General features: G+C 73.2%; 12 protein-coding genes. All 12 read right to left on the bottom strand.

Going from position 1 to position 13,713, the window contains the following annotated elements; all coding sequences use genetic code 11:
* Positions 1-2: 2 nt before the first annotated feature.
* A complete protein-coding gene (locus ABD927_RS01735) occupies positions 3-683 on the bottom strand; it encodes a hypothetical protein (protein WP_345245680.1) in 681 nt (226 codons plus the stop codon).
* Positions 670-1,986 (bottom strand): hypothetical protein, encoded by a 1,317-nt coding sequence (locus ABD927_RS01730; protein WP_345245678.1) that lies wholly within the window; start codon positions 1,984-1,986, stop codon positions 670-672. The genes ABD927_RS01735 and ABD927_RS01730 overlap by 14 nt, the downstream gene beginning before the upstream one ends.
* Before the next feature lie 9 nt (positions 1,987-1,995).
* Complete coding sequence (locus tag ABD927_RS01725) at positions 1,996-3,576, bottom strand: hypothetical protein (protein WP_345245676.1); 1,581 nt, start codon at positions 3,574-3,576, stop codon at positions 1,996-1,998.
* Positions 3,577-3,586: 10 nt separating this feature from the next.
* Entirely contained in the window at positions 3,587-4,366 is a 780-nt protein-coding gene (locus ABD927_RS01720) for a TrbG/VirB9 family P-type conjugative transfer protein (protein WP_345245674.1), read from the bottom strand.
* A gap of 95 nt (positions 4,367-4,461) precedes the next feature.
* Positions 4,462-5,115: a 2-phospho-L-lactate guanylyltransferase gene (cofC, locus tag ABD927_RS01715; protein WP_345245672.1), complete on the bottom strand. Its 654-nt coding sequence runs from the start codon at positions 5,113-5,115 to the stop codon at positions 4,462-4,464.
* A 1-nt stretch (position 5,116) separates the two neighbouring features.
* Positions 5,117-6,073 carry a 2-phospho-L-lactate transferase gene (gene cofD / locus ABD927_RS01710; RefSeq protein ID WP_345245670.1) on the bottom strand — a complete coding sequence of 319 codons (957 nt, stop codon included), beginning with the start codon at positions 6,071-6,073 and terminating at the stop codon, positions 5,117-5,119.
* Positions 6,070-6,831 (bottom strand): coenzyme F420-0:L-glutamate ligase, encoded by a 762-nt coding sequence (gene cofE / locus ABD927_RS01705; protein WP_345245668.1) that lies wholly within the window; start codon positions 6,829-6,831, stop codon positions 6,070-6,072. Before cofE ends, cofD begins: the two co-directional genes overlap by 4 nt.
* A 9-nt stretch (positions 6,832-6,840) precedes the next feature.
* A complete protein-coding gene (npdG, locus tag ABD927_RS01700; protein ID WP_345245667.1) occupies positions 6,841-7,518 on the bottom strand; it encodes an NADPH-dependent F420 reductase in 678 nt (225 codons plus the stop codon).
* On the bottom strand, positions 7,515-9,950 hold the full coding sequence (locus tag ABD927_RS01695) for a bifunctional FO biosynthesis protein CofGH (protein WP_345245665.1): 2,436 nt from the start codon (positions 9,948-9,950) through the stop codon (positions 7,515-7,517). The genes npdG and ABD927_RS01695 overlap by 4 nt, the downstream gene beginning before the upstream one ends.
* Before the next feature lie 27 nt (positions 9,951-9,977).
* Positions 9,978-10,811 (bottom strand): aspartate/glutamate racemase family protein, encoded by an 834-nt coding sequence (locus ABD927_RS01690; protein WP_345245663.1) that lies wholly within the window; start codon positions 10,809-10,811, stop codon positions 9,978-9,980.
* Positions 10,812-10,828: 17 nt separating this feature from the next.
* The gene (locus tag ABD927_RS01685; RefSeq protein WP_345245661.1) at positions 10,829-12,568 is read right to left on the bottom strand and encodes a class I adenylate-forming enzyme family protein; all 1,740 of its coding nucleotides are present in this window, start codon (positions 12,566-12,568) and stop codon (positions 10,829-10,831) included.
* Positions 12,565-13,713: an acyl-CoA dehydrogenase family protein gene (locus tag ABD927_RS01680; RefSeq protein WP_345245659.1), complete on the bottom strand. Its 1,149-nt coding sequence runs from the start codon at positions 13,711-13,713 to the stop codon at positions 12,565-12,567. Before ABD927_RS01680 ends, ABD927_RS01685 begins: the two co-directional genes overlap by 4 nt.

Genomic DNA, 13,713 nt, shown 5'->3' with positions numbered 1-13,713 from the left:
TCCTAGCGGGACGGATCCGGTTGCGGCGGCCATGGCATGGCGCCCGCCTGCGGCGGCGAAACCGGCGGCAGCAAGGATTGCGGCGGTGACGAGGTCTGCGGCATGGACATCGGTGGCATGGACATCTGCGGCATGGACAGCGGCGGCATGGGCATCATCGGGGCGACGCGCGGCGGGGGTGCCGGCGATGCGCCGGGTCCTTGCCCGGGCGGCGGGATGAAGCAGGCCACCCGGTTGCGGCCCGCCTTGACCAGGTGCAGGCAGCGGTCGTCGATGCGGGCCAGGCGGTAGTCGGCTGCCGAGGCGCCGCCCAGCGGCGTTTCGGCGCCCTCGCGGTATTCCTTGCGCTCGCCGTTGATGTCGAGCACCGCCGTGCGGCGGCCGGCCATGCCGTACAGGGCCTGGACGCGGATGCGGTCGATGCGCGGCGCGCCATGGGCGGGCGCGGGGCGGGCGGCCGGACCGCGCTCCTGCGCCAGCGCGCGTTCGGCGTCCAGCCGCAGCATCTCGCGCACGGTATCGAGCTCCGGCGCGCCTTCGGACGCCGCCGCCGGCCAGCACGGGCCGGCGGCCAGCGCGGCGGCGATGGACGCCGCCGCCATGGAGGACGTGGCAATGGATGATGCGGTGCCGGGCGATGCGGCAGCACGCAATGCCGCCAGGCAGCGGTCAATTCTTCGCATACAGGACTCCGGTGGCGGCCGCCATCAGGCGGCTGCGGTTCAGGCTGGACGGCGCCGCGGCGTCGACGCGCAGCTCGACGCTCTTCCAGGCGACGTGGCCGGCAGTGGCTTCGGGGATCAGCCCGAACGAGCGCAGCGGCCCTTCCAGCGCGATGGATTGCTCGCTGATGCCGCCGCCAGCGGCGGCCGGCAGCGGCGTGCCGGCCGGATCGCGCGGCGGCGCGATCCTGACCGGCACCGCCTGGCCCACGGCGATGGCCGCGAAGGCCGGAAGCATCCGCTGCAGCGCCGACATCGTGCGCGCCTCGTGCCAGGCCAGCGTTTCGAGCGCGGCGGGGTCGAGCGCGGGCGCCTGCGCGTCGACCCGGAACGACGCCGTGGCGTCGTCGAGCGGCCGCCAGGAGGTCCGCCAGCCCTCGGGCGCGGCGGCCAGGAAGCCGGCGCTGGTGGCGCCGTGCCGCACACGCCGGTAGGCCGCCCCGCAAACCCAGCCGCCGCCGGCCGCGGGCTCGCAGGCCACCGACCGCAGCCCCCACCCCGCCACCGACGGCGGCAGCGCGGCCAGCGCCGCCAGCAGCCGTTCGAACGACGCCTGCGACTGCACCGTGGTCTGCGCGGCGAAACCGGCCCATGCCTGGCGCCACGCCAGTTCGGCATCCACGGACTCGGCCGCGGGTGGCGGCACGGCGGCCGGACGGCGCCAGTCCCAGCCGGCGCGCAAGCCGAAGGCCAGCAATGCCGCGGCGCCGGCCAATGCCAAGGGCCGTGGCGGCAGCGGCAGGCGCCATCCCGCCGGCCGTAGCGCCGAACCGGCGCCGAGGCCGGTGGCGAGCAGTTCAAGGTCGAACGGCGCGGCCGGTTCGCCGCAGGCGTCGCCGTACAGCGCCAGGCCGCCGCCGTGGCGCTCGAGCAATTCGCGCAGCGCGGCCCGCGCATCGCCGGCCGCCGCATGGATGCGGTCGGTATGGGCAAGGACCGCGCCGCCCTGCGCCGCGGCCAGCCAGACGCGGCCGTCGGGCAGCGTGGCGCACAGGGCGGCCGCGCCGTGCGGGTGCAGGCCGGCGAAAGCCAGCGCGGCGCCATGCAAGGGCGCGCCGGCCCGGCCGCGGTCGGCCCGCGCCAGCCGCACCGTGCCCATCGTATCGGCGCCCGGCGCCGCATGCGCGTAGTGCGAGGCCCTCGTCTCGCGCGCCCGCTGCCGCGCCCGCGCGGCCAGGTCGCGGCCGACCACCGTATGCCAGCGCATGCCGGCAATCAGCCGGACGCGCGCGCCGGAGGGCTGCAGGATGGCGTAGCTCATCATCGCGCGCCCCTACAGGCCTTCCTCGAGCTGCGCGGTGACGATGACCAGCGTGGTCGAACGACTGCTCGACGCCTTGCCGGAACCGCCGAACAGCAGCGGCAGGTTTTCGTCGATGCGCCGCTTGTCGTACTGATCCTGCGCGCGCTCGAAGCCGGAGATGACCACCGGCTGCCCCGGCCGCAGTTCGACCTGCTGCACCGTGCCCATGCCGTCGACGGTTTTCTGCTGCAGCTGGACCTGGTTGCCGCCGGTGCCGAACACCAGCGTCTTGAGCGGCTGGGCGACCGTGTTGTCGTAGGCGATCGACAGCAGGATCTGGCCATCCTCCTGGGCGTCGGGAATCACCGTCAGGAAGGTGCCTACGGTCTCCTCCTTCTGCGTGACCGACGGCGCGGTGGAGGTGCCCGCCGACGAGGCTACGGTGGTGACCTGCACCTGGTCGATGTAGGTGAAAGTGGTGCGCACCGCATGCGTGACCGGACGGCGGTTCAGCGTCTGCAGCGGCACGGATGTGCGCCGCACCACGGTGCCGATCTCGCTCAGCGCGTTGACGATCAGCGACGATCCTTCGAACGGCCCCGATCCCGGCGACAGCGCGACGGCGGTCGCGGCGTCGGACGCCAGCGTGGCCGGCGCGGCCAGCCGCGCGGCGGCCCGGCTGCGCGCATAGACCAGGTTCCAGTCGATGCCTTGCTCGTTGTTGTTCTTCGATACCAGCTCGATCTCTTCGAACAGCAGCCGGACGCGCCGCGTCAGCGCCCGGTTCTCGCGTTCCAGGAAGGCGCCGATGCGGTCCAGCGCGTCGGGCGTATCGGTGACCACCGCCAGGCCGGACGCGTCTGTGTTGATGGCCACCACTCCGGCGCGGGTCATGAAAGGTTCGAGCTTGGCCTTGACCGCCGCGACCGGGTCGCCGCCAGCCGCCTCGATGCGGGTGGCCGAGGTGCTTTCGAACGCGCCGCCGCTGGCGTTGCCGGTGCGCCCCAGGCTGGCGGCCGCCGACGACTTCAAGGCCAGCGCGCGCACGTTGAAGACGCGGGTGTCGGTGCGGAAAATCTGGATCGCGCCGTCTTCGTACTTCCAGTAGACGCCGAGCCGGTTGGCGACCAGGTCCAGCATGCGCGGCAGGGGATGCGAGCCGGCCGGCAGTTCGGTCAATGCGGCCGGCGCCGCCGGCGCCGTCTGCGCCAGCCGCGGCGCGAATTGCTCCAGCGGCATCAGCGCCTCGGGCCGCACCCGTACCTGGATGCCGGTGGCCAGCGTGATCCGCTCGGCCAGCGTAGGCAGGTCGACCCGGCCGCCGGGGAACATCAGCGCGGTCTCCATCGGCGCGCGCAGCGCCTCGGGCAGCGTGACCTCGCGCGCCAGCGGCTCGGGCGCGCCGGCCAGCCAGGGGCGGTCCACGTCCTGTTCGGCCGCGCGCCGGGCGGCATCGCCCAGCGCGCCGGCGAAGGCATCGCGGTGGCGGTCCACCTGCCTTGAAGTGGCCGCGGCGCCCAGGTCGATGCGCGACAGCAGGTCGACATGGGAGCATCCGGCCGGCGCCAGGCAGCAGGCCGCGGCGGCCAGCCTGAATATGCGTGTTCGCATGGGGCCTTCCTCAGCGCGGCGACGCGGCGGCGCGCACGCGGTCGCAGGCCTGCACCAGCGGCACGACGCGCAGCACCCGGTTCGAATAGAAGCAGGGCTGCAGCGGCCGCGGCGACAGTTCGGTGGACGCCAGCAGTTGCCGCACCGCGCCCTTGAAATCGCCGTCGAACGAGGCGCTTCCGGCCAGCGGGATATCGACGTCGACCGCCCAGTGCTCGGCATTGAAGGTCCAGCCCGCCTCGCGGGCCCAGCGCTGCAGCAGCGAACGCATATTGCGGTCGGCGGGCGCGGCGGTGAACGGCGCGCGCGGCGGGGCCGCGGCGAAGAGGGTGGAGGGACCGGACGATGGCATGCCTGACGAAGAGACGCCGAACGCAACGGCCGCGGTCTGGTCCGCCCGCCCGGCGGCGATCGGGCCGGCATGATCGGGAATCGCCAGCCCGGCCCGCGGCGATGAGCCCAGGTACTGCGCATCGGCCGCGACGTCGCCGATGCGAAGCACCAGCCGGGCCGCGGTACCCGCGACCGTCACATAGGCCCCGCTCATGGCGTGCGAAGCCAGCCGCTCGCCGCCAGGCCCGGCCTCGAATATGGCCGGCACGGTCTGCCCGGCGCGGAACTGCAGATAGGTATCGCGGCCGTCGTCGAACACCTGCACCGGCGCCACGCGACGGTCGCCGCTGACGCGATAGGCGAAGTCGTAGCCCGGCGCGGCGGCCGACTGGGCAGCGCCGCACAGCGCCAGCAACAGCGGCAGGATTCGGCGCGGCATGGCGAAATGCGCATTCATGACGGTTTCCTCGGCAGGGGCCGCGCGGCGGATCGCGCGGCCTCGGGAAACGCATCGTGACGCAGGCCCCCGGGGGCCGCCAGCGTGTGAACTACTTACGAATGGACGGTATTGTCCGGGACGGGGACGGCCGCGGGACGGGACGCATGCGGCCGGTTGCGCGCGAGGCCGGCCAGTTGCCCTGGCCGGTCCAGGTCGATGGACAGCGGCGTATCGCAATGCACGCGCGGCGCAATGCCGGAATGCAGCAGCGCGTCCACGTGGCGGCCGAAACTGCCCGGCCCGTAGCCGAACGGGAACGCCAGCCCGGCCGGAATCCGCAGCAGGTTGGTGCCGTCCAGCGCCCGGTCGGGCACGATGACGCTGTCGGCGGCATCGCCGCCGCCCAGCACGCCGGCCAGTTCCGCGGCATCCAGGTAGGGCAGGTCCACCGGCACGATGGTCAGCATGCGCGCGCCGCGCCGCCGCAAGGCCTCCCGGCCCTGTTCCAGCGCGCCGTTCAGGCCCGCCGCGCCCCGTTCGCGCAGGCCATCGACGCCGGATTGCGCCGCCGCGGCCAGGATTTCCGCGCAGGGCGACACCACCAGGCAGCCATGCGGGCCGAACACGGCCGACACCGCGGCCAGCGTGGCGTGCAGCTGCGACAGGTTCAACGCGTGCCGCGCCTGCGCAGACAGCCGCGCGGCCAGGCGCGACTTGCCGGCCCACGCGCCCTTGGCCGGCACCAGCGCGAAATCCCCGGGCGCCATCTCAGCCCGCCTCCCGTTCCCGCCGCAGCCGGCCGACCATCGCCAGCGCGGTGCGGGCCAGCGATTCGGCCACGCCGGTATCGGTCATCACGGTATCGGTAACCTCCACCGCCAGCCCCATGTCGCGCAGCCGCGCCACCTGCCCGGCATCCGCGTCGTCGACGACCATGCCGCCGAGCAGCCCGCGGTAACGTTCGGCCACGCCCGCCGGCGACACGTCCATGCCGAGCTCGGCCATCATTTTCGCCGCCGGCCCTTTCAGCGCTCGGCCGCCGACGATGGGACTGACCGCCACCACCGGCACGCCCCAGTGCGCGATGGCCTCGCGCACGCCGCGCAGCGCCAGGATGGGCTCGATGCTGACGAAAGGATTGGACGGGCATATCACGACGCCCGCGCAACAGCCCCCGGCCAGCGGCTCGTACCACTGCGGCAAAGGCAGCGCGGCATCGATGCCGGCATAACGGAAGCCGCCGGCGCGCGGTTCGCACCGGCGGCGCACGAAGTAGTCCTGGAACGGGATCTCGCCGTCGCCGGACAGCACCATGGTCGCCACCGGCTGGTCGCTCATCGGCACGACGCGGGCGTCCAGCCCCAGGCGCCGCGCCAGCATGCGGGCCACGCCGGCGTAGCTCTGCCCCGTGTGCAGCCAGTGCGTGCGCAGGATGTGCAGCGCCAGGTCCTTGTCGCCCAGGTTGAACCAGGTGGGCGCGCCCAGCGCCGCCATGGCGTCGCGGCAGTGCCAGGTTTCGTCGGCGCGGCCCCAGCCGCGCTCGCGGTCGTTCAGGCCCGCCAGCGCGTACAGCACGCTGTCGAGGTCCGGCATGATGCGCAGGCCGAGATGGTCGAAATCGTCGGCGGTGTTGACCACGACCGTGAGGTCGTCGGCCGGCAGCGCGCGGGCCAGCCCGGCGACCAGCTTGGCACCGCCCACGCCGCCGGTGAGCGCGATGATCATCGAAACAGGTCCTGCGCCAAGGGCCGCACCAGATCGGCCGCGCGGCCGTCGGCCCGAGCGTAGCGGGCGCCGCGCACCAGTACAGCGGGAATGCTCTCGTCGGCCTGGCCCATGACGATCGATGCCGCGGCCGCCAGTTCGTCGGCCGCGCCGACTTCGGTGGCCACCAGCGCGTAGCCGTGCCGGTCGGCGCGGCCACGCTGGTCCGACAGGCAGGCCATGCCGGCCGCGCCGATCGCGGTGCCGACCGTGCCGCGCCGCCACGCGCGGCCCAGGCTGTCGTTGATGACGACCGGCAGATGGCAGCCGAAACGGGCGCTGGCCTGGCGATGCAGCCGCAGCGCCGAGGCATCCGGGTCGGCGGGCCACAGCAGCACGGTTTCGCCGCCGTCCTGGCGCACGTTGGAACGGTCGATGCCGGCGTTGGCCAGCACCGCGCCCGTGCGATGGCGCGCCACCACCACCTGCGGCGTGGCGCGCACGATCTCGCTCGATTCGCGCAGGATCAGCTCGGCCAGCCGCGCATCCTTGCCGGAGACCTCGGCCAGCCGCAGCGCCGGCGGCGACGGTTCAACCTGCGCCAGCGCGACGCGGCGCCCTTCGCTCTTGGAGACGATCTTCTGGGCCAGCACCAGCACGTCGCCTTCGCCGAACGCCACGCCCTGCGCGGCGCACAGGCCGGCGATCCAGTCGATCAGGTCGTCGCCGGGTCCGATTTCGCGCTCGCCGCGCAGGCCGATCAGCCGCAGTTCCAGCATCGCTGCGCCCTACCCGCCGCGCCGCGCCGGCAGGCCGGTGATGCGGATGCCGCTGGCGCGTGCCTTGTAGGTCCGGTTCAGGTGGATCAGCACCGAGGTCAAGGCCTCGGCCACCACCGAATTGGCCAGCGGGCCGGCGTCGATCGCGGTTAGCCCCATGCCGGCGATCAGGTCGACGCAGGCGGCGCGGACGTCGGGATCGTCGGCGCAGACCAGCACGTCGCAATCCACCGGCGCGGCCAGGTCCATCAGGGCGTGCGCCGATACGTTCTGGAAGGCCGAGGCCACGCGCACTTCCGGGCCGAGCAGCGCCTGCAGCGCGCATACGCAGGAATCTTCGGGCGGCAATTGCACGGTCGATACCCGCGGCGGCTTGAGCGGCACCGTCACGTCGATCAGGATCTTGCCTTGCAGCGCGGACCGGACCTGCCGCGCGGTGGCGGCTTGCGCGGCATAGGGCACGGCCAGCACCACGATGTCTGCGGCGCGCGCGGCTTCTTCCAGCCCGGCGCCCGCGATGCGCGTGCAGCCCGCGAGTTCGTTCAATTCCTGCGCCCGCGCCTGCGCGCGCCCGGGGTCGCGCGAGCCGATCCACACCTGGTGGCCGGCGCGCGCGGCGCGGCAGGCGATGCCGGCGCCCTCGTGGCCGGTGCCGCCCAATACGGCGATGCGAACAGGAGCCATCATGAACAATTCTCCATCACGACCGGGATCGGGAAGCGGCCATGCGGCGCAGGATCGACCGGCCGGTACAGGGTCGTCCGCTGTTGCGCGCAGCGCCCGATCTCTGTCGCCAGCCCGCGGATCTGTTCCGCCGTCACGCCCTGGCCCCATTCGGCGCCCGCCGCGCGCGAGATGCTTTCATTCATCAGCACGCCGCCGAAATCGTTCACGCCCGCCCGCAGGGTCAGTTGCGCCGCGCGCGGGCCGAGCTTGACCCAGGAGGTCTGGATGTTCGGAATCAGCGTCCCGAAGGCCAGCCGCGACACGGCGTACATCAGCAGCGTCTCGCGCCAGGTGGGTCCGCGGCGCGCCTGGCCGCGCTTGTAGATGGGGCTGTTGAACGGCACGAAGGGCAACGGCACGAACTCGGTGATGCCGCCGGTGTCGGCCTGCAGGTCGCGCAGGGCCACCAGATGACGCGCCCAGTGGGCGGGCGACTCGACGTGGCCGAACATGATGGTGGAGGTGGTGCGCAGCCCGGCGCGGTGCGCGGCGCGCACGACGTCGAGCCACTGCGAGGCCGTGAGCTTGTCGGGGCAGATGACGCGGCGCACGTCGTCGCACAGGATCTCGGCGGCGGTGCCGGGCAGCGAGCCCAGGCCCTGGCGCTTGAGCTCCTGCAGGAACTCGCCGGTGGAAACGCCGAGCGTGGATGCGCCGTGCTGCACTTCGAGCGGCGAGAAGGCGTGCACGTGCAGCGCGGGCACCGCTTCCTTCACCGCGCGCAGCAGGGCCAGGTAGGTATTGCCGTCGTAGGCCGGATGGATGCCGCCCTGCATGCATACCTCGGTGGCGCCGCGCTGCCACGCCTCGCGCGCCCGGGCGGCGACTTCGGCCAGGTCGAGGTCGTAGGGGCCTTCGCTCGGCCGCGCGCCGCCGGTGCGCTTGGAGAACGCGCAGAAGCCGCAGCGGTAGCTGCAGATGTTGGTGTAGTTGATGTTGCGGTTGACGACGTAGGTGACCGTATCGCCCGCGATCCGCCGCCGCATGCGGTCGGCGGCGGCCAGCACCGCCGCCACGTCGTCGCCGCGCGCGGCGAACAGCGCCTCGATGCCGCGCGCGTCGGGCAGCCGCCCCGCTTCGGCGTCGTCCAGGATGGTCCGCAGCGCGCCGTCGTCCGCCCGGCCGGCGACGGCAGCCGAGACCGCGGCCGCATCGATCGTGGCGGCATTCGCGGCGGCGGCATTGCCCGCGGCGGTATCGGCGCCGACGACGGCGTCAGCGGCAACGATGACTGCCCCCGGCAAACGCGGCGGCGCGCCATCGGCGCTGCCGGCCGTCCAGCGGTCGTCGCGCGCCAGCCAGGCGGCGTCGGCGTGCGCGAGCAGCGGCCGGTGCAAGGCCGGCGCGATCCAGCGGCCGCGGTCCTGCGCATAGGCGGGATAGACCGGCAGGCGCGGCGCCAGCGCCAGGCCTTCGCGCGCCAGCCCGGCCCGCAGCGCGTCGATCTGCGGCCACGGCGCTTCGGGATTGACGTGGTCGGCGGTCACCGGCGAGATGCCGCCCAGGTCGTTGATGCCGGCCGCGGCCAGCCGGCCCGCTTCGCCCGGCCGCAGGTTGGGCGGCGACTGCAGCGAGACGCCGGCCGGCAGGATGAGCCGCGCGGCGGCGATGGTCCACAGCTGTTCGTCCAGCGTCGCCGCCGGCGCGCCCTGCATCGGCGTGCCGGGCTTGGGGCAGAAGTTCTGGACGATCACTTCCTGGATGTGGCCGTGCGCCTCGTGCAGCCGCCGGATCTCGCGCAGCGTCTCCAGGCGCTCCTGCCGGGTCTCGCCGATGCCGATCAGCAGGCCGGTGGTCATCGGGATGGCCAGCTCGCCCGCCTCGCGCAGCATCTGCAGCCGCAGCGCCGGGTGCTTGTCGGGCGAGCGATAGTGCGGCTGCCCCTTTTGCAGCAGGCGTTCGGCGCAGGCCTCCAGCATCAGGCCCTGCGACACGCTCACCTCGCGCAGCGCGGCCAATTCCTCGCGGCCGAGCACGCCGGCGTTGACGTGCGGCAGCAGGCCGGTTTCGCGCACCACCGCGCGGCAGGCCTCGGCCAGGTAGTGCGCGGTGCTGGCATAGCCCTGCGCGGCCAGCCAGGCCGCCGCGCGCGGGTAGCGCAGTTCCGGCTTGTCGCCCAGCGTGAACAGGGCCTCGCTGCAGGCGCGCGCGGCGCCGGCGGCGGCGATGGCCAGCACCTCGTCGATGGAAAGATAGGGGCTGCGCCCGCGCTCGTGGTCGCGCGAGAAGGTGCAATAGCCACAGAAGTCGCGGCACAGTCTGGTGAGCGGGATGAAGACCTTGGGCGAATAGGTGAGCCGGTTGCCGTAGGCCGCGCGCGCGGCGGCGCCGGCGCGCGCGGCCAGCTCGCCGGCCGGCGTCTCGAGTAGTTCGCGGTCGCTGGATGGGATCATGGCCTGTCCTGCTGCGGCGCGGCCCCGTCAGGGCATCGACGGAATGCGGTCGCCCAGCGCGCCGACTCCGTAGAAATCGAGCACCTGCGCCACCCGCCCGCGGTCGGGCGAGGCGTGGAAATAGCCGTGCCGGCTGGGCCGCATGCCGCCCACCTTGCGCAGGTCCACCAGCAGCTCGGCCATCTTGAACGATACGGCGATGCCGTCGATCACGGCCGCGCCGGCGATCTCGTGCACGCCGGCCTTGGACAGCAGCAGGTTCATCGGCATCTCGCCGGGCACGATCACGTCGGCGCCGGTTTCGCGCACCAGCTTCTCGCCCTGCTCGACGATGCGGCCCACCACGCCGTCCAGGCGCGCCGGGTCGAGGTAGGCGTCGAGCACGTCGCGGAAGCTCACGCCGGCCTGTTCGATGCCGGCGAAGCGCTCTTCCAGCCCCCAGGCGCGCAATTGCTCGGGCCAGAAGTCCAGGCGGTCCTTGATGAAGAACAGCATGCCGGCGCGCCGGCCGTACAGGCCGGCCAGGTTGAAGGCGGCCTCGCCGTAGCCCACCACCGGGATGTCGACCACGGTGCGGATCTCGCGCGCCATCGGGCTGCCGATGCTGGCCAGCACCATCGCGTCGAAGCCCTGTTTCTCGGCCTCGCGCGCGGCGGCGATCCATTGCAGGCCGTGCACCCAGTACAGCACGCCGTAGGCCAGATCGGTGCCGGGGTAGTCGCTCGAATAGGTGCCCGGGATCTGGCCGTGCAGCACGACTTCGCTGCCGGGCCGCACCACCTGGTCGATGCGGGCGCGCAGCGCGTCGGCATAGGCCGGCAGGTCCTGCAGCACGGTGAAACTCTGGTGCCAGATACGCATGTCGTCTCCTGGAGGTCTCAGGGCGCGGGCGCGGCGCGCTCGGCCGCCCATTGTTTGAGGATGTGGCGCTGCAGCTTGGAGCCGTTGGCCGCGGTGTGATAGGGCAATGCGTCCACCAGGTAGACCGCGCGCGGCACCTTGAAGTTGGCGATGCGGTCGCGGCTCCAGGCGATCAGCGCATCGGGGTCGACGGCCGCGCCCGGCGCCGGCACCACGAAGGCCACCGGCACCTCGCCCAGCCGCGCGTCGGGCGAGGCGGCCACCGCCACGTCGGCCACCGCGCCGTGCGCGCGCAGCGTCTCTTCCACTTCCTGCGGCGCGACGTTGAAGCCGCCGACCTTGAGCATGTCCTTCAGCCGGCCGACGTAGAACACCAGGCCGTCGGCCGTGGCCACGCCCAGGTCGCCGCTGTGGAACCAGCCGTCGCGGAAGGCCGCCGCGGTGGCCTGCGGATCGCGGTAGTAGCCCTGGGCCACGGTGGGGCCGCGCACCACGATCTCGCCCTCTTCCCCTGGCTTGCGCGGCACGCCGGTGTCCGGGTCCACCACCCGCACTTCGACGCCGGGCGCGATCCGGCCGCCGGCCTTCAGGCAGACGTCGAACGGGTCGTCCAGTTCGTTGCGCAGGATCATCGGATTGGTTTCGGTCATGCCGTAGGAATGGATGAAGCGGCGGATGCCCAGGACCTCGCCCATGGCGCGCGCCAGGCCTTCGTCGATGCCGGCGGTGAAGGCGATGGTGGCGCGCCGTTCGGGCGGCGGGCCGCCGCCGCGCCGCCGCTGCTCGGCGGCCAGTTCGCGGATCTGCACGTCCACGCCGTGCACCACGGTGCAGCCCTCGGCCCACATCAGGTCGCAGGCCTCGGCCGCGCGGTAGGCATCCTGGAACACCAGGCAGGCGCCCGAGCCGAAGGTCGACAGCACCTTGTTGGCGCCGCCCGAGATGCCGAAGAAGGGATAGAGGGTCAGCACTTTTTCGCCGGGCCGCAGGCGCGCCAGGCCGCCGGCGCGCACCGAATGCGGCAGCAGGTTGGCGTGGGTCAGCGGCACGCCTTTCGGGAACGAGGTGGTGCCCGAGGTGTAGAACAGGATGGCGATGGCGGAAGGGTCGTCTTCGCGCGGCGGCGCGCCGCGTTCGGCCAGCAGCGCGCGGCCGCGGCGCAGCAGGTCGGCGGTGTCGAGGGCGCCGGGGCCGGGCGCGGGGCCCACGCCGATCAGCGTTCGCAGCGCCGGCAGCCCGGCATGGCGGCCGCCGGCGCCGCGTTCGCCGGCCGCCTCGGCGATGGTGGCGGTGTAGTCGTGGCCGAGATAGCTGCCGGTGGCCACCAGCGCGCTGCTGCCCGAGTGCGACAGCACGTGGTGCAGCTCGCGGCTGCGGAAGCGGGTGTTGATCGGCATGAAGGCGGCGCCCAGCCGGGCGATCGCGAACAGGTACAGCACCCATTCGGGCACGCTCGACAGCATCACGCCCACGCGGTCGCCAGGCGCCACGCCGGTTTCCATCAGGCCCCATTGCAGCGCCAGCACGTCCTGGCCCATTTCCTCGTACGACCAGCGGCGCAGGCCGTCCGTGCCGCTGCTGCGGTCGCTGGCGGCCATCGCCGGCAGCGGCCCGAAGCGGGCGGCGATCTCGTCGACGAAACGGCCGAAGGTCCAGCCGTCGACCTCCAGCGGCACGGGGCCGTACGGGGCGGCGTCCGAGGCGGCCGCGCCTTCCAGGCTGCGCGCGGAGGCGCTTTCGTCTGCGCTACTGCTCATGCTGCCGCCTCCCTGCCCAGCACCGCGCGGGCGATCTGGTTCTTCTGGATTTCGCTGGTGCCTTCGCCGATGCGGAAGGCGCGCGCGTCGCGGAACAGGCGCTCCATCGGCGATTCGGCCATGTAGCCGCTGCCGCCCATCAGCTGCACCGCGCGGTCGGTCACGCGGCCGGCCATCTCGGTGGCCGACAGCTTGGCCATCGACACCGCCTGCCGCGCGTCGCGGCCGCTGTCCATCGCGCGCGCCGCGGCGATCAGCAGCGCGCGCGACTGTTCCAGCTCGACCGCCATCTCGGCCACCATCCACTGCAGGCCCTGGAAGCGGGCCAGCGGCTGGCCGAACTGCTGCCGCACCGAAATGTGCTCCACGGCCAGGTCGAGCGCGCGCTGGGCCAGGCCCACGCAATGCGCGGCGACGCCGATGCGGGCCTCGGCGATGTTGGACATGGCCAGCCGCATGCCCTCCCCGGGCGCGCCCAGCACGGCGTCGTCCGGCATGAAGGCGTCGTCGAACACCAGCTCGGCCACCGGGTAGCCGCGCCAGCCCATCTTCGGGTGCACGCGGCCGACGCCGAAGCCCGGCGTGCCGCGCTCCACCAGGAAGGCGGTAGGCAGTTCGCGCCCGTCGTCGTGCGCCTTGGCGAACACGATGACGAAATCGGCCACATCGCCGTGAGAGATGAAATGCTTGCTGCCGTTCAGCCGCCAGCCGCCGGCGCAGCGCTCGGCGCGGGTGCGCATGGCGCCGGCGTCGGAGCCGGAGCCGGGCTCGGTCAGCGCGAAGGCCCAGGTCTTTTCGCCGCGCACCGCGGGCAGCAGGAAGCGATCGCGCTGATCGCCGCGGCAGGCCAGCAGCGCGCGCGGCGGGCGGCCCGCCATGTCGGCCAGCGCCACGCTGGCGTGGCCCAGCTGTTCGCGGATCAGCACCTGCGCCAGGTAGGGCAGGCCCGGGCCGCCGGCTTCTTCGGGCATGTTGAACGCGAACAGGCCCAGCTCGACGGCCTTGGCGCGCAGGCTGCGGCGCAGTTCGTCCGGCACGCGGTCGTCGCGCTCGACCTGCTCTTCGTGCGGATGCAGTTCGCGCCGGACGAACTGCCGCGCCAGGTCCGCCAATTGTCCGAACTCGGAAGGGATCTGGTAATCCAT

The sequence above is a fragment of the Pigmentiphaga soli genome (assembly GCF_039541095.1).
In the GTDB taxonomy this organism is placed as follows: Bacteria; Pseudomonadota; Gammaproteobacteria; order Burkholderiales; family Burkholderiaceae_B; genus Pigmentiphaga; species Pigmentiphaga soli.
Note: the sequence above shows the minus strand (reverse complement) of the source record. Positions and strands in the feature narration are given on the sequence as shown.